A 16,189-nucleotide genomic window follows, 5' to 3' on the forward strand; every position below is an offset into this window, starting at 1 on the left:
ACGGCCCTCGTGAAACGTACCGCTTGGCAATGAGAGTCTATGCACGCCGAACATGTTGATTTATCCCATCCCGTTTTCCTGCCTGTCGCCGAGAAAACCTGTTTACGTCTGCTCGCCGAAGACGGTGCTTCCCAGCTTGAATCTCTGAGCGGTCCGGAGCTGGCTGCCGTGCTCGTCATTCAAAACCTGGCACAGGCCGCTGAAAAAGACTTGAATGCCGCTGGGGCCGAAAGAATATTGGCCAAGCTGATCGGATGGGCCGTGGCCTCTCGACGACCGAGTGGCCTGTTATCCGAAGCACAACGCTTGTTCGACCAAGGCAAGCTGTATTACGGCCTTGAGGCGATCAAGACCCTGAAACTGCGCTTGCTGGAAGACGAAGAGGTCGCCGCCCAGGATTACCTCTTGCCTGGGGGGGAGTGGGATAGCAGCTTCAGTATTCGACACTACCGAGCGAACAACCCCTACCGCGAGCATGTGATTACGCCGCGGCATCGGGAGCGCTGGTTGAGCGACGCGCAAGACAACCTGCTGCGCACCTTCCGCGCCAATCTGAATGAAGACTTGCATGTACAAGGTTATGCCGGCGTCGGGAAAAGCCATTTGCTGGGCGCACTGCTGGAGTTTCTGCGCCCCGAAACCACCCTTGTACTGGCGCGCACGAAGAGCAAGCTTGAAGTGTTGCGCAAGCACATGGGCGGCGATCGCGACAGAAAAGCCGGTTCCACCTTCCAGGGCTTTGCGCACGCACTGCTGAAGCATTCCAGGTTCAACACGGCAACGGCCCCGGCCGGATTGCCGACGAAGCAGGCACTGGCTCTGGAACTCAACGTCCTGGGCCTGCGCCAGTATGACGGGCCGACTACCTTGGGCCTGTGCCTCAAAGTACTGGAAAACTACAGCGCTTCCAGAGACTACAGCTTGAGCGCTGCACATCTTCCGCATTTCCAGCAGGCATTGACCAGTGAGGATGCCAAGGTGTTGCTCGAGTATGCCAGACGCCTATGGCGGTACTTGGACTCGACCCCGGCATGGGCAGGTCATGGGTATTTCGCCACGCTGTTGATGATCAAACGTGCCAGCTTGGCGGACTGCGTGGTACCGGCACGGTTTACCCATGTGCTCATCGATGAAAGTCAGGACATTCCCGCGTCGCTATTGCAGATCATCGAGCGTGGCAAACAAGTGTTGATCACCCTTGGCGATGAGTATCAGCAGATCAAGGGTGCAACTGTGCCGCGCCGTCATGGAGTGCGTCGCAGTGATATCAGCTATTCGTTACGTTCGGGGCGCAACGTGGAGAAGTTGGTCAACCCGCTTATCTCTCGGCACTCGGCCAAGAGCAAAGTGTATTTCGAGGGGGCTCGCAACGCGGACGTACGAGTGGAACATTATCACGAGGGTTTCGTGCCACCTGAAAGCTGTGCGGTGTTGACGGCTTCGCATTGGGACACCATGAAATGGGTCATGCAGCTTCACGACGCCAACTGTGGCTTCAGCTTCCCGAACAAAAAGGCTCAGGACGACCTTCAGCACTTCATGTCCACGGCCATCGCGCTCTACAAGCCTGAATATTACAGCCTTGACCATCATGGCAAAGGCGCACACCCGGATCTTAACGAATTGCTCGACTGGGCTCAGGTGCGCGAAGCCAATCGATACGACAATTCGTTCTCATGGGTAGAAGACGCGCTGGAGAAGGGTTTCAACGTTGCAGACATGACACGGCTGAACCGCTTGCAAGGCCAGCTCGGCAGCAGTTGTGTGCTGATGATGGCCCAGGACGCTGGTGGAATGGAGTTTGATCAGGTGCTACTGACCCCCGAGCTGCTTACCACGGGGGCGCTCAAGGATGCCTACGAATTCGACGAGCGAATTTGTGCAGTGTACGTCGCAATTTCCCGCGCTCGGCACCAGCTGTACATTCCTTACGATGTGGAGGAGTGGGTTGAATACCATAAGGGCCAGGCATTTCGGCAGCTTTACGGTTATTGATGATGCTTCTGAATGCTTGCAAGAAAGCGTTCGGTCTGGCGGTTGGAACGCAGGCACACAACCCGGCAGGTCACAGTAGCCTCGATCCCCATAAACCCGACCACCTGCTTCAAGTCCCCCTTCCCAAGGCCGATAGCAGAACCAATGCAAGCCCACGCCCCGCGTGCGCTGTGCCCTCTTCTAGCGAGCCCAGTGATGAACCTTTTCAAACTCTTCAACAACGCCCGCGCAAACAGCCAGGGCGCCGTGAGCCTGAGTTGCACGGCCGGTGAGCTGGACCGTGCCCTGGCCGGTTTGCGCGCGGATCCCGTGCTGGTGACAGGTTTCGTCTCGCCCCACCTGGACATCGACAAGGTCGCGGCCAGCGTCAGGCAGCGCTTTCCCAATGGCATCATCAGCCTGTGCACCACCTCGGGTGAGCTGTGCAACAGCGCCGATGGCCTGTACTGCGCCGCAGGCGAGCATTGGGACCGTATCGTCCTGCAGTGCTTCGAGCGCAGCGTGATTGCCTCGGCGGAAGTGGTCATGGTGCCGCTGGAGTGCGAAGACATCCGCAAGGGCGGCAAACGCATGGAGATGCGCGAGCGCATCGAAAAGCTGGTCAACAACATCAAGCGCGTGCAGGTCAGCACGACCATCGACCACCGCGACACCCTCGCCTATGTGGTGTTCGACGGGCTGTCGGCGTCCGAATCGTTCTTCATGGAGGCGCTCTACGAGTCCGGTCGTTTTCCATGCCTGTTCGTCGGCGGTTCCGCCGGCGGCAAATCGGACTTCCAGAAAACCCTGATCCACGACGGCAAACGCAGCTACCAGAACCACGCCCAGATCGTCTTCCTGAAGACGGCTCCGGATATCCGGTTCGGTGTGTTCAAAAGCCAGAACTTCGAACCGGTCGGGCTGACGTTCAGCGTGCTCACCGCCTCCGTCGAAGACCGCACCATCGACCAGGTGATCGACAGTAACGGCAACATCATGAGCATGGTGCAGGCCCTGTGCAACGCCTTCAAATGCGACAGCCACTCCCTGGAAAAGAACCTGGCCGAGTACTCGTTCGCCATCCGTGTCGGCAGTGAATTGTTCGTGCGCTCCATTGCCCGCATCGACCACGCCCAGCAGATCATCCAACTGTTCTGCGACGTCGCACCGGGCGAAGAGCTGGTCATGGTCAAGCGTACGCCGTTGCGTCAGGCCACGGAAAAAGACTACCGACAGTTCCTGCAAGGTAAGGGCGGCCAGCCGGTCGCCGCCATTCTCAACGACTGCATCTTGCGCAGGCTCAACAACGCCAATGACCTGGGCAGCATGCGCGGGCTCTTTGGCGATGTGCCGGTGGTGGGCTTTTCGACCTTCGGCGAAATCCTCGGTCTGAACCTCAACCAGACCCTGACCGCGATCTTCTTCTTCCACGTCGCCAAGGGTGCTTCGTTCACCGACGAATACGTGGACCGCTTCATCGCTCACTACGGCGAATTCAAAGCGTTCTTCCTGCGCCGCCAACTGAAGAAAATGGTTGGCTTGAATCACGTAGTGGTCAAACAGATCGAAGCCTTCAAACGCAACGACTTCACCAGCGCCCTCGACACCCGCGGCCTGGACAACGGCATCCTTCCCGTTTTCAAAGGCCTCGCGGCCCTGGGCCAGGTGCTCGCCGACGCGGGCGAGCAACAGGAGCAGATGGCCACCCAGATCAAGCATTACTCCGGCGAACTGCACCTTTCCATGGACGACCTGGCGGCCACCATCGACCGGCAGAACACCGTTTCCAGCCAGGCCGGCAGCACCGTCGAAGACCTTGCCCGGCAGGCGGACGAAGCGGTGGTGGGCGCACGTGCGCTGGCCAGTTCGAGCCTGCAGATCCAGTCCATCGTGCAGGTGATCCAGCAGATTGCCGGGCAGACCAATTTGCTTGCGTTGAACGCTGCTATCGAAGCAGCCCGCGCTGGCGAACTGGGCAGAGGGTTTGCAGTGGTGGCTGACGAGGTGCGCAAGCTGGCGGAGATCACCCGCAAGAATGCGGCGGATATCGGCGTGGATGTCGACTTGCTGTCGAGCGAGATTCAGCGCGTGGCTCAGCAGATCGAAGACCAGTCCACAGGGGTGGGCGCGCTGAGGGAGATGCTGGATACCCTGGAGGCATCGAGCCAGGCCACGGAAGGCACGGCGAGGCGGACCAAGGGGATTGCGGATACGTTGACCGGGCTGACGCGGGGGTAGGGGAGCTTTGCGCAGGTTGGCGATCGGTCATGACGTCGAGTCTGCTCCGGTACTCAAAGCCTGAACCCCTCGACGATATGCTCGGCCAACGCATCGATCATCGGCGACCGGGTATCTGGGTTGCGCAGCAGCATGATGCTCGCCAATGGCAACAAGGGCATGCCCTCGGCTTCGCCGATGATCCGCAGCCCCGGCGTGATCAGGCTCTGCAACTGTGCGGTGACCGCCAGGCCAACGCCGACCGCGGCCATTATCGCCGCGAGGCTGGGGCTGGAGTAGGCGATCCGGTACGGCTTCTGCGCGGCGTCCAAGGCATTGCACGCCCATATCCGGCAAAAACAGTCGGTATTGAACATCGCCAGTGGCACGGGCGTTTGTTCATGGAGAAAAAAGCCCTCGGCTTCGGCCCACACGAAGCGTTCCTGACGCAGCAGCTGGCCGACTTCGCGCCCGGGCTCACGGGTAACGATCGTCAGATCCAAATCCTTGCGTTGCATCAATTGCCGGGAGCTCTCGCAATGGACCTCCACCTGCACCAGCGGAAACGCCTGGGCGAAGCCGGACAAGATCCCCGGCAGAAAGCGCATGGCGTAGTCGTCCGGAGTGCCGATGCGCACGGTGCCGACCATGTGCGGCTCGCGCAGGGTGGTGAACACTTCGCTGTGCAATTTGAGAATGCGGCGCGCGTAACCCAGCAGAATCTGCCCTTCAGCCGTCAGCTTCACCTGCCGGCCATCACGTTCGAACAATTGCCGACACAGCACGTCCTCCTCGAGCCGCTTCATCTGCATGCTCACTGCCGATTGAGTGCGGTTAACCCGCTCGCCGGCCTTGGTGAAACCGCCTTCATCGGCGATGGCCACGAAAGTACGCAGGACTTCCGAGTCGATGCTCTGGTAATGGGACATTGATCAATCTCTGAGATGCACAGCATTCAAAACATTCGTTGGATTGATGTTAAGCCTGAACCGAGAATCAAGCCATCAACCCGGAGGATGAGCAGATGAAAGGTCAAACAATGAATGCCTGTGTTTCGAACGATGGCTGCTGCACCCAAAGTGAATCAGCAAGGTTTTTTGCCAATCCATGGAAGCGTATCGCGCGCTGGTATGAACTGACTCGGCAACGGCATCAACTCGAGCAGATGAGTGACGCCGGGCTCAAGGACCTGGGCTTGAGCCGGGCGGATATCTATAAAGAGATCGAGCGCCCGTTCTGGGACGATCCGTTCTGCAAGTAAATCGGTTTGGCCATCGCCAAAGCAAGACAAACGACGCCGTCATCCGTCTTATGGGCATGCGAGAACATTCTCCACCGCGCAGGTGTGCCGGTCGGCTTCTTTGACGTCGACGGCATCCGCTTGCGGGCCTGACCAATGAGGACCGTCTGAAATCATGATTCGTAAAGTAATTGCAGTGTTCACCGCCTGGCTTCTTGGCGCGGCGATGGCCGCTCATGCGCAGCCGGTCACGCTGGACGGTACCGAGCAATGGACGATGCAAAGCGAAGGCGGGCTGGAATATCGCATCATGATCAGCCTTCCCGAGGGTGACGTGCCCTACACCGGCGGTTATCCAGTGATCTATCTGTTGGACGGCAATGCCTATTTCCCGGCGTTTCATACCGCCAAACGCGCACAGGCCAAATTGCGCGGAGCCATCCTGGTGGCCATCGGTTATCCGAGTGATACGCCCCTGGACTTTGCCCGGCGCGCGTTCGACCTGACCCCACCTGCGCCCGCCGATCGCAACACACCTCCACAGGGCGGCCAGGATCTGTTTCTCGATTTCATCCAGACGCGCCTGATGCCCAAGGTGTCCGAGCATTTCAAAGTCGACGAAGACCAGCGCAGCCTGGTCGGGCACTCGTTCGGCGGCATGCTGGGCGTGTACGCGATGTTCACTCGGCCCACTCTGTTTCAACACGTTGTCGCGGTCAGCCCCAGCCTGTGGTGGCGCGACCAGTTTCTGCTGGCGCCTGAACGCGCCTTCACCGAACGCGTCCGCGCCGGGCAACTCGACATGACGCAGACCAGCCTGAGTATCGTGATGGCCGAGCGCGATTCGGTTCAGGGGATCCAGGATGCCAGAGCGTTGTACTCACGCCTGCAGGAATTGTCCGGTACCGGGCTGCGCACCGGCTTTGTGGTCGAAGCTGGCGAGGACCACGCCTCCATACCCTTTCGCATCCCCAATCAGGTACTGGGTGAGTTGATGGGAGCAAGGCGCTATTGAGCAGGCAGGAAAGCGCAGGCAACAACGCCTTCGCAAGCGCAAATGATTCTCTTTGTGATATTTTCCTGCCCTTGCCACTCCGCCTTTCAAGGTTCCTTCATGTCCGGCCCAGATCTCAAGGCGCTGTACCTTGCCCACCGCAGCGAAATTCAGGATTATCTGGACCGTCGTTTGCGTTGCAAAGAGACCGCCGCCGATCTGACTCAGGACACGTTCATTCGCCTCTCCGAACAAATGGGCCGAACGCCGATTGCGAACTTCCGTGCGTATCTGTTCTCCAGCGCCCGCAATCTGTTCATCGATCACACCCGGCGCCAGGAGCACCGCAAAGGCGAGGCCCTCGACCCGCAGACGACCTCAAGCTTCGAGCCGTCCACGCCAACGCTTGAACAAGCGGCAATTGCCCATCAACGACTCAATACGTTGAACGTCGTGATCCAGAACATGCCCGCGCCCTGTCGCGAGGTGTTCCTGATGGTGCGCGTGGAAGGCCTGACCTATGTGGAAATAGGCCAGCGCCTGGGTATTCCTGCCAAAACCGCGTATAGCCGCATGGTGCGCGCCCTGGATCTGCTCAAGATCGGTATGTCCGAATGAGCGCCGAACCACCACCAGCGTCCCCTATGGCGCACGTTGACGACATAAGCCATCGAGCCAGCGCCTGGTTTGCGTTGATGCAGGGCGGGTCGCCCACTGCGGCGGAACAGGCGGAGTTGGCCGCGTGGCTGGATGCCGACCCCCGACATGCCGAGGCCTATGCCCAGCTCGAGCACCTGTGGGCCGCGTCCGCGCAGTTGCCTTCGCTCAACGCGGCACCGGCGGCTGCGCAACTGTCCCGACGGCGTTTCGTCGGCATGGGCATCGCCGCCAGTGCCGTGGCCGTCAGTGCATGCGCCTCCATGCTGTGGCTCAACGATATGGGCCTGCCGTTCGCCGATGTCCGCAGCGCCGTGGGCGAGCGGCGGACGGTCAGCTTGCCCGATGGGTCCACCGTCGACCTTGCCGGCCACACCGCACTGAATGTGGATTTTTCACCGACCCGGCGCGCCGTGGAACTGCTTCACGGCGAGGCCTACTTCAATGTGCTGCCCGCAGCCGCCGGTGAGTTCACGGTCAACAGCCGATCCGGGCAGGTGGTGGCCGCCGAAGGCGAGTTCTGCTTGTCATGCGATGACGCATCGACACTGCTGACGGTAAGCCGCAAGACGGTCCGTGTGGTAACGGCCAACCAGCAGATCGATCTGGCGGAGGGCTTGTCGCTGCGTTTCAGCAGTGATCGGACCAGCCCCATCCAGCACGCCGAACTGGCCCAAGTCCTCGCCTGGCGCAGCGGACGATTGGTGTTCTTCGACAAGCCCTTGTTTACGGTCATTGATGAGCTGCAACGCTGGCGCGAAGGCCGAATTTTCATCATGGACAAGCAACTCGCCAGCCGCCGGGTCAGTTTGATCCTCAATCTGAACAAGCCCGAGCAGATGCTCGACGCCATCACCAAAGCCCTGGCGGTCCGTGTGGATCGTTACACCGATCTGATCACCCTGATCTATCCCGCCTGATCCCGCAGAAAAATCTTTTACGCACTCTCAGGGAATTGCGTGCGCTCATGCGTCTTAGCCTGACTGATTGGTATTCGCATTTTCGCGCACTTCCTGGGGTACGACCGCAATGGCAAGGCAACTCAACCATGAAACCAGCATCGACAGCCGCTGGCAGCGCAACGCGCTGGGCACCGCATTGGCGTGCACACTGCTCGTCGGCGCACTTCAGGCTCATGGCGCGCAGGTCCATTCGGCGGCGACGTCCGTAGAGCGGCTGTCACTCAATATTTCCGCGCAACCCCTGCGTCAGGCCTTGCTGCAGTTCAGCCAGCAGTCCGGCCAGAACGTGCTGCTGGACGGCAACCTGGACAGCGCCCTGCGCAGCACCGCCGTACAAGGTCGCTACTCGTCGGAAGAGGCACTGGCGAAGTTGTTGCAGGGCAGTGGCTACACCTTCGCCCGAACCGATGCCATGACCGTTTACCTGGTCCCGGTGCAGAACACGCAGGCCAGCAGCGAAATCCTGCTGGCGCCCACGCAGATCCAGTATCAAACCTCCGGTGATGTCAGCCCAACCCGCGGTTACCGGGCAAACCCGGTGTCCAGCACCACTCGCCTGGGCCTGAGCGACAAGGAAACCCCGCAAGCGATCACCGTGATTACGCGCGAGCAGATGGACGATTTCCAGCTCAACAGCGTGAAGGATGCGCTGCGTAACGCACCGTCGGTGACCGTGGAACAGTTCGAAACCGATCGCACCGCCTTCACTTCACGTGGTTTCAAGATCGAAAACTTCGAGTTCGACGGCATGAGCCTGCCGTTCTCCGGCGGCGTATTGGTCGGCGATCAGGACATGACCGAGTTCGAGCAGGTCGACGTGCTGCACGGTGCCAACGGCTTGATGAGCGGCACCGGCGATCCGTCTGCCACGGTTAACCTGGTGCGCAAACGCCCCACGGACACGTTCCAGGCGCGGGTCGACAGCAGCGTGGGCTCGTGGGACAACCGCCGCTTGAGCTTTGACGTGTCGGGTCCACTCAGCCAAAGCGGAAACGTTCGCGGACGCTTCATCACCTCCCATGACAAAGGCAACTCCTACCTTGATCAGTACGGCCATGAGGTCAATGTCGCGGCAGGCCTGTTGGCTTTCGACCTGTCCGATGCCGACACCCTCACCGTAGGCTTCACCCAGCAGAACAGCTACTCTAATGGCAGCACCTGGGGCGCCTTGCCCATCGCCGACTACCAGGGCAACCGCATTCACTACAGCAGCCGCAGCTCCAGTGTCGGCCAGCCCTGGACTTACTGGGACGTGCACACCCAGCGCGCCTTCGCCGAGCTGACCCACGCGTTCGACAATGGCTGGACCAGCACCCTGACCCTGGCCGGAATGAAGCAGGATTCCGACACCAAGATGTTCTACGCCATCCCCGCCACCGCGGACCAGGTGTACGGCTACATCAACCGTACCACCAGCAAGGAAGAGCAAGTCACCGCCGAAGCGAAACTGTCCGGACCCTTCGCGCTGTTCGGCAGGGAACATGAACTGACCCTGGGCGCCAACTACGGCCGCACCCACCACGACGAGGTCGGCCATTACAAAGACGCATCCGGCAACCAAATGGTGAGCCTGGCCGACGCGCTGTCCGGCAACGTCGTGCAACCGCCGCTGAACTACACCGACGACCTCAATACCCAGCTGTTCACCGACCGACAAAAGAGCCTGTTCGCCGGCGCGCGCTTCAGCGTCATCGATGACCTGCACTGGATCGCCGGCGCACGCATGCTCAGCGCCGACGGCGATGGCGCCGGGTACGGATCGCCCCACGACACACGGGTGCACGGCAAAGTGACCCCGTACACCGGTCTGGTTTACGACCTCACCCCACAGTGGAGCCTGTACACCAGCTGGACGAAAATCTTCAAACCGCAATACCTACGCAGCACCAGCGGCGGCTTGATCCTTCCCCTCGAAGGCAAAAGCCTGGAAGTGGGTGTCAAAGGCCTCGTGCTCGATGAGCGACTCACCCTCACCGCTGCCGCGTTCAAAACCGATCAGCAAAACGTCGCCGAGCTCACCGGCGAAATCGTCGGTGGCCAGTACCTGTACCGCGGCACCAACGTCAAAAGCCATGGCTTCGAACTGGGCGCGTCGGGCGAAGCGCTACCCGGCCTGGACATAGCGGGCGGCTACACCTTCGTGCAGATCGAAGACGACAACGGCGACGACACCCGCAAGTACATCCCCACCCACACCCTGCGCGGCAGCCTGACCTATCGCCTGCCCGAGATGCCAAGCCTCAAGATAGGCACCCGTTTCCAATGGCAGAGTGCAACCGAGGTCGACACCAACAGCAACGTGCGCCAAGAGGCTTACGCGTTGGTGGACTTGATGGCCAGCTACGACATCGACGACAACTGGAGCACCTCGCTGAACCTCAACAACGTCACCGATCGCAAGTACTTGCTGTCGCTGTATCAGTCGTCCGGGTCGACCAACTACGGCGCGCCGCGCAATTTGACGGCTTCGGTGACGTGGAAGTATTGAGAGGGCTTGTTTCGGCCGGATGGGCACAGGTTAGCGTGAGCTGATAGTGAGTCGTCGATCATGAATGCTTGAAAAATATGCGGAGCTCAGTGCGGTCGGTCGAAAGTGAGGTAGCTTTCCTGAAGCACCCAACAAGATACTAGGGTGCGTCAGAAATTCTCGTCCACCGACTGAGTGAGCTTTCATGAATCGCCGCAATTTCATCCTGGGCGCCAGCTCTGCCATGCTGATGTTGAAACTGGCCGCCGCTCAGGCCAATGATCCACCGGCCAACAGCGAAACCGTCGAGCTGTGGAGCGGCGTACCGCCAGGCGGAGGCGGACCGTCGGGAGACAACTCGCTCACATCCCATGGCTCTCTGAGCAACGTCACCCGCCCATACCTGCAGATCTTCAAACCCGCCACACCCAATGGAAAAGCCGTGATCGTCGCTGCTGGCGGGGGCTATAAACGAATCGAACTGGGCATCGAGGGATGGCCCTTGGCGCAGTGGCTGACCGAGCGCGGTTATACCGCCTATGTGCTGGCCTACCGCTTGCCGAGCGAAGGCTGGAACGCCGGCAACATCGTCGCACTGCAAGATGCACAACGCGCGCTGCGCATCGTTCGCAGCCGGGAAAAGCATGTGACCCTGCTGGGTTTCTCAGCGGGTGGGCATCTGATGGGCATGACCGCAACGCTGGGTGATTCTCAGACGTATGCCGCGCAGGACAGCATCGATTCGATACCCGCCGTCGCTGAGGGGGCGGCGTTGATCTATCCACCCATTACGTTGGAGCGGCCTTATACATATACCTCGACTCACAAGGTATTGGTGGGGCCAGATGCTTCTGCGGCAGAAGAGGCTAAGTGGTCTGTGCAGAACCGCGTGACTGGCAGCACACCCCCTGAGTTCTTGGTGCAGGCGGAAGATGACTCGGTGGTTGATCCGCACAATACGCTGATCATGGCTGCGGCCTGTGAACAGCGTGGGGTGGCTGTGGAGATGCATCGGTATGCGACAGGTGGGCATGGGTTTGGGTTGGGGAGGAGGGGGACGGCGAGTGGGGAGTGGCCGGGGAGGTATGAGGCGTGGTTGGGGAGGTTGGGGGTGGGGTGACCTACAGTGATCAGGATGTGGCTGTAACTACGCTTTGTAGTGGTCTACTAACCCCGGACACTTTTTTAGGCGAAAAAGATCGCCACACAGAGGTTTTCGATGAGCAGACAACGACGTACCGTCACCCCCGAATTCAAGCGCGAAGCTGCCAGCTCGGTGCTCGACCAGGGCTACAGCCACGCTGATGCAGCCCAGTCGCTTGGATTGGTAGAGTCGACCTTGCGCCGGTGGGTCAACTAGCTCCAGCAGGAACGAGACGGTGCCACGCCGACCAGCAAAGCACTGACACCCGAGCAGCATAAAATCCAAGAGCTGGAAGCCCGAATCAACCGCTTGGAACGAGATAAATCGATTTTAAAAAAGGCCACCGTGCCCTTGATGGCCGAGGAACACAAGCGTTCGCGTTAATTGATCAAATGCGAGCTCAAGAGCCAATTCATATGTTGTGCTTGGTATTGTAAGTAAGGCGACCATGCTACTACGCGTACTGCAGGAAACGTCGGTATCCGAATGCCCAGCGGGTAGTTTGGCGCAGCCGCGTGAACGAGCTGTTTACGCAAAGCCGAAGCGCCGCGGGCTACTGGAGCATCATGTTGATGATGAAAGACGACGGCATGCAGATGGAGCGTTTCAGGGTACGCTAGTTGATGCGCGAGGTGAACCTGATCAGCAAATAGCCCGGTTAGCATGTCTATAAAAAGGCGACCGTGGAGCGATCTGATATTCCTAACGTGCTTGATCGAGAATTCACCGTCACATCCCCAAACAAGGTCTGGTGCAGCGACATTACGTACGTCTGGTCTGGAGGCCGATGGCACTATCTGGCGGCTGTGTTCGACCTTTGCGCCCGCCGTGTCGTGGGTTGGGCGTTCTCACCCAAGCCCGACGCCGAGTTGCTAATCAAGGCACTGGACATGGCTTACGAGCAGCGTGGCAGGCCGCAAAGCACATTGTTTCACAGCGACTAGGGCAGCCAATATGGCAGCCGAAGTTTCTGCCAAAGACTATGTCGATACCGCGTTACACGGAGCATGAGTCGGTGCGGTAACTGCCATGACAATGCGCTGATGGAACGGCTATTTCGCAGCCTAAAGACTGGATGGATACCGCCGGTGCGCTACATGAGCGCTGCGCTGGCGAACCAGGATATCTGTCGGTATCTGATGCAGCAGTACAACTGGCGGCGACCGCATCAGTTCAATGAAGGGTTAGCTCCTGCGGTCGCCGAGGAAAAACTTAACGCAGTGTCCCGGATCAGTTGACCACTTCACTCTCACCCTGTTGAAAGGTAAGACCATTACTTCAAATTACTTGAAAATTACTTTCATAACTGGGGTAGAACGCTTGTGTGGCAAGGCTTTCCGAGGAGTAGAACGAAAAATTACCTCGGTTACCTGTTTCCCATGGGTCACCATGAAACCAGGATCAGCCACGCTGGGAGGGGCTCATAGATGGCTGCACGCTTGCCCGGAGGACGGCAATGCCTGGGCGTCTGACTATGCTTCGCCGCATGCTTGTTACGTGCATTGTTACGTGCTGGACAAAAACAAAAGGCCTGCATCGCTGCAAGCCCTTGTTTTATATGGTGCCGGCACCAGGAATCGAACCCGGGACCTACTGATTACAAGTCAGTTGCTCTACCATCTGAGCTATACCGGCAAGTGAGGGCGCTGATTATAGCTATTCGATCGGCCGAGTAAACCCCCTGCGGCATAATTTCTTCGCCTTTAGCTCTTAACCCGTCAGCGCTTATGCACATTCAGCGTGCCAACCCCATGCACCACTCGCCGTTTGGGTCGGTTTGATGACATCGTTCGCAAGCTACTGTTTTCGCTGGCGAAACGGACATGAACAAAAAATGACTGATCATCAGTCTCGCGTTCAAACGCGGACTCGATGCGACGCGCAACATTTCTACCCACAGAGTTATCCACAGGTTGCGCACGCTTTATAGGCGGTTGGCGATGATCATCAGATTGCGTGGGGTCAGGGTTTCCGGGCAGAAGGTGCCGACCTGTGCTGTGTACCGGCGCTCTTGCAGGTACAGGGCGCGGTCGAGCACCAGCCACAGTTCCAGGGGCTTGCGAAACAGGCCGCGCAGCAGTTCCAGGTTGCGGACTTGGGCAAGTCGTTGCCAGCCGCGTGCTTCAAGCTCAACGAAGTCCACGCCATGCCCGATAGGTACGTTCTGCAGCGCTGCAAGGTCGCGGCAGTAATCGGCGAAGGGTTTGTCCAGCCAGGCGGCGGGCAGGGAGGGGCATGGCAGGTAGTGGTCGACGCCGCGTTGTTCGCGCTGCAGCAGGTCGAAGGCCAGGCGGCGGGCCATGGAATGGTCACGCTGTCGGCGCACGCGGGCACCGGCGGTGACGGTGGCTTCGAGGGGCAGGCCGAGGTCTTCGAGGGTCAGGGAGAGGGCGGAGGGTTCGGCGCACAGTTGGCGATAGGCGCCGTGGGTGCGGTTGTAGCAGCAGGGTGCGAAGGCCAGGTGTTGGCAGCCTGCCTGGGTGGCGCGGTGCATGAGCTGGACGTGCAGGTCGCCGCAGGCATGCAGGGCGACGGGTGTGCTGGAGGCTGGCAGGCGCAGATCGTCGGCCATGACGTCTTGCAGGTGGTGCTGTGCGGGCAAGGCGTGATGGGTGCTGAGCTGGGCGCCGCAGGTCACCAGTGCCGGGTCGTGTTCCAGGCAGGTGAGTTGCTGGCCGTCGCGCAGCAGTCGTCGGCCGAGGTGGCCTTTGCCGGCGCACCAGTCCAGCCAGTGGCTGGCGGACGCTGCGAACGGCAGGGCGGCAGCGAAGGCTTCGATCTGTTGCCATTTGCGGCCGGGTACATCGACGTTGAAACGATGGCGCGCAGTGGGCAAAAAACTGGTCGGCAGCGGGCCTACCGCTGCCAGCGCATGCGCCTGCTGGGCTAAGGCAGGAAAGGGCGCCGGAGCGTCCAGGTCCAACAACGAGTTATGCACAGCCTCGGCTTCGGCCAGGGTGCGGGCGCGCAGCCAGGTGGCGAGCTCGGGATGTTTCGCTTCCCAGGGTAAGGTCAATCGGGTGAAAGGCTTGGGCCGCCATAGGTCGACGTGGGCAGCCAGAAAGGCGTCCAGTGCGTGAAAGCGCTCACGCAGCTGGTCGCCTTGCAGTGTCAGCGGCCCTGGCACGCGTCCACGCGCAGCCAGCGTTCAAGCAGTTTGAAGCCCTGCACCAGCACGAACGACATGGCCAGGTAGAACATGCCGGCGGCGAAGAAGATTTCCACTGGCAGGTAGGTGCGGGCGATGATCGTGCGGGCCATGCCGGTGAGTTCCAGCAGGGTGACGGTGCTGGCCAGCGAGCTGGCCTTGAGCATCAGGATCACTTCATTGCTGTAGGCCGGCAGGCCGATGCGCGCGGCGCGCGGCAGCATGATGTGCAGCAGGGCTTTGCTGCGGGACATGCCGAGGGCGCGGGCGGCTTCGATTTCGCCCTTGGGTATGGCTTGCAGCGCCCCGCGCAGGATTTCTGCGATATAGGCAGCGGTGTGCAGGGTCATGGTCCCGGCGGCGCACCAGAACGGGCTGCGCAGGTACGGCCACAGGCTGCTCTCGCGCACCGCGTCGAACTGCGCCAGCCCGTAGTACACCAGAAACAGCTGCACCAGCAGCGGGGTGCCGCGAAAGAAGAAGATGTAGGCGTACGGCAGGCCGCTGATGTACCACTTCTTCGAGGTGCGGGCGATGCCCAGCGGGATGGCCAGGATAAGCCCGGCGAGTACCGCGATGGCCACCAGCTCAAGGGTCAGGGTGGCGCCTTGCATCAGGCGCGGCAGCCACTTGATGATCACTTCCCAGTTCATTGCGAAGCCCTCGCGAAGCCGCGCGAGGCGCGTTTCTCCATGAAGTGCAGGGCAACCATGGCGACCACGGTGAGGCTCAGGTACATCAGGGCGGCAACCATATAGAAGGTGAACGGTTGTTTGCTGACGGTGACGGCGTTCTGCGCGTTGCGCATGATCTCTTCCAGGCTGATGACGGATACCAGTGCGGTGTCCTTCATCAGAATCAGAAACAGATTACCCAGCCCCGGCAGGGCGATGCGCCACATCTGCGGCAGCACCAGGCGAATGAAGATGCGCGAGGTGCTCAGGCCCAGGGCCAGGCCGGCTTCGCGGTGGCCTTTGGGAATGGCCAGGATGGCGCCGCGGAACACCTCCGTGGCGTAGGCGCCGAAGCACAGGCCCAAGGCGATGACGCCGGCGGCGAAGGGGCTGAGTTCCAGGCTGCCGACACCCAGCGCCAGGCCGATGCTGCGCAGGCCGTTGACGGTGCCAAAGTAGATCAGCAGCACCCACAGCAGTTCAGGGATGCCGCGCACCAGCGTCGAGTAGAAACCGCCGAGCCATTGCAGGGGGCGGTTGCCGGAGGTTTTCGCCAAGGCACCGGCGAGGCCCAGCAGCAGCCCCAGACACAGAGCGCTGAGGGCCAGTTTGACGGTCATCAGCGCGCCTGCGGCAAGCGCAGGGCCGAAGCCATAGAGATCGATGTTCATGGGCAGGCTTGTTCAGGGGCGGGCATCGGCCGTGTAGGCCA

General features: G+C 60.3%; 12 protein-coding genes, 1 tRNA gene and 2 pseudogenes. 10 read left to right on the forward strand and 5 right to left on the reverse strand.

All coding sequences use genetic code 11. The annotated features are described in order from the left end of the window. Positions 1 to 39: 39 nt before the first annotated feature. The 3 genes and pseudogenes from H7993_RS14985 to H7993_RS20980 all read left to right on the forward strand — a co-directional run bounded on the left by H7993_RS14985 (position 40) and on the right by H7993_RS20980 (position 4,212). Positions 40 to 1,995: a P-loop NTPase family protein gene (locus H7993_RS14985; protein ID WP_185794864.1), complete on the forward strand. Its 1,956-nt coding sequence runs from the start codon at positions 40 to 42 to the stop codon at positions 1,993 to 1,995. Positions 1,996 to 2,190: 195 nt separating this feature from the next. Then, positions 2,191 to 3,345 (forward strand): annotated as a pseudogene (locus H7993_RS20975) (FIST signal transduction protein); the annotation flags it as partial. 372 nt (positions 3,346 to 3,717) lie between these two features. After that, positions 3,718 to 4,212, forward strand: coding sequence for a methyl-accepting chemotaxis protein (locus H7993_RS20980; RefSeq protein ID WP_244657432.1), 495 nt, complete (start codon positions 3,718 to 3,720; stop codon positions 4,210 to 4,212). A 53-nt stretch (positions 4,213 to 4,265) separates the two neighbouring features. On the opposite strand, the gene H7993_RS14995 is transcribed toward H7993_RS20980, so the two are convergent. Beyond that, on the reverse strand, positions 4,266 to 5,120 hold the full coding sequence (locus H7993_RS14995) for a LysR family transcriptional regulator (protein WP_122714447.1): 855 nt from the start codon (positions 5,118 to 5,120) through the stop codon (positions 4,266 to 4,268). A gap of 95 nt (positions 5,121 to 5,215) precedes the next feature. Between H7993_RS14995 and H7993_RS15000 the strand changes: the two genes are divergently transcribed. The 7 genes and pseudogenes from H7993_RS15000 to H7993_RS15030 all read left to right on the forward strand — a co-directional run bounded on the left by H7993_RS15000 (position 5,216) and on the right by H7993_RS15030 (position 12,893). Beyond that, the gene (locus H7993_RS15000; protein WP_244647065.1) at positions 5,216 to 5,452 is read left to right on the forward strand and encodes a DUF1127 domain-containing protein; all 237 of its coding nucleotides are present in this window, start codon (positions 5,216 to 5,218) and stop codon (positions 5,450 to 5,452) included. A 154-nt stretch (positions 5,453 to 5,606) separates the two neighbouring features. Then, positions 5,607 to 6,446 carry an alpha/beta hydrolase gene (locus tag H7993_RS15005; RefSeq protein WP_185794866.1) on the forward strand — a complete coding sequence of 280 codons (840 nt, stop codon included), beginning with the start codon at positions 5,607 to 5,609 and terminating at the stop codon, positions 6,444 to 6,446. A gap of 99 nt (positions 6,447 to 6,545) precedes the next feature. Beyond that, positions 6,546 to 7,043 carry an RNA polymerase sigma factor gene (locus H7993_RS15010; RefSeq protein ID WP_185794867.1) on the forward strand — a complete coding sequence of 166 codons (498 nt, stop codon included), beginning with the start codon at positions 6,546 to 6,548 and terminating at the stop codon, positions 7,041 to 7,043. 26 nt (positions 7,044 to 7,069) lie between these two features. Next, positions 7,070 to 8,002: a FecR family protein gene (locus tag H7993_RS15015; RefSeq protein ID WP_185794868.1), complete on the forward strand. Its 933-nt coding sequence runs from the start codon at positions 7,070 to 7,072 to the stop codon at positions 8,000 to 8,002. Between the two features lie 109 nt (positions 8,003 to 8,111). Continuing rightward, complete coding sequence (locus H7993_RS15020) at positions 8,112 to 10,532, forward strand: TonB-dependent siderophore receptor (protein ID WP_185794869.1); 2,421 nt, start codon at positions 8,112 to 8,114, stop codon at positions 10,530 to 10,532. 184 nt (positions 10,533 to 10,716) lie between these two features. Next, a complete protein-coding gene (locus H7993_RS15025) occupies positions 10,717 to 11,631 on the forward strand; it encodes an alpha/beta hydrolase (RefSeq protein WP_185794870.1) in 915 nt (304 codons plus the stop codon). Positions 11,632 to 11,730: 99 nt separating this feature from the next. After that, positions 11,731 to 12,893 (forward strand): annotated as a pseudogene (locus H7993_RS15030) (IS3 family transposase). Between the two features lie 321 nt (positions 12,894 to 13,214). On the opposite strand, the gene H7993_RS15035 reads toward H7993_RS15030, so the two are convergent. The 4 genes from H7993_RS15035 to H7993_RS15050 all read right to left on the reverse strand — a co-directional run bounded on the left by H7993_RS15035 (position 13,215) and on the right by H7993_RS15050 (position 16,148). Beyond that, positions 13,215 to 13,290, reverse strand: a tRNA-Thr gene (locus H7993_RS15035). A gap of 289 nt (positions 13,291 to 13,579) precedes the next feature. Then, positions 13,580 to 14,782: a methyltransferase gene (locus tag H7993_RS15040; protein WP_342345048.1), complete on the reverse strand. Its 1,203-nt coding sequence runs from the start codon at positions 14,780 to 14,782 to the stop codon at positions 13,580 to 13,582. Continuing rightward, positions 14,767 to 15,456, reverse strand: a complete 690-nt coding sequence (locus tag H7993_RS15045) for an ABC transporter permease (RefSeq protein WP_122480575.1) — start codon at positions 15,454 to 15,456, stop codon at positions 14,767 to 14,769. The genes H7993_RS15040 and H7993_RS15045 overlap by 16 nt, the downstream gene beginning before the upstream one ends. Continuing rightward, positions 15,453 to 16,148, reverse strand: a complete 696-nt coding sequence (locus tag H7993_RS15050; RefSeq protein WP_122714457.1) for an ABC transporter permease — start codon at positions 16,146 to 16,148, stop codon at positions 15,453 to 15,455. The genes H7993_RS15045 and H7993_RS15050 overlap by 4 nt, the downstream gene beginning before the upstream one ends. Positions 16,149 to 16,189 lie beyond the last annotated feature (41 nt).

The sequence above is a fragment of the Pseudomonas baltica genome, assembly GCF_014235765.1.
Lineage (GTDB): Bacteria > Pseudomonadota > Gammaproteobacteria > Pseudomonadales > Pseudomonadaceae > Aquipseudomonas > Aquipseudomonas baltica.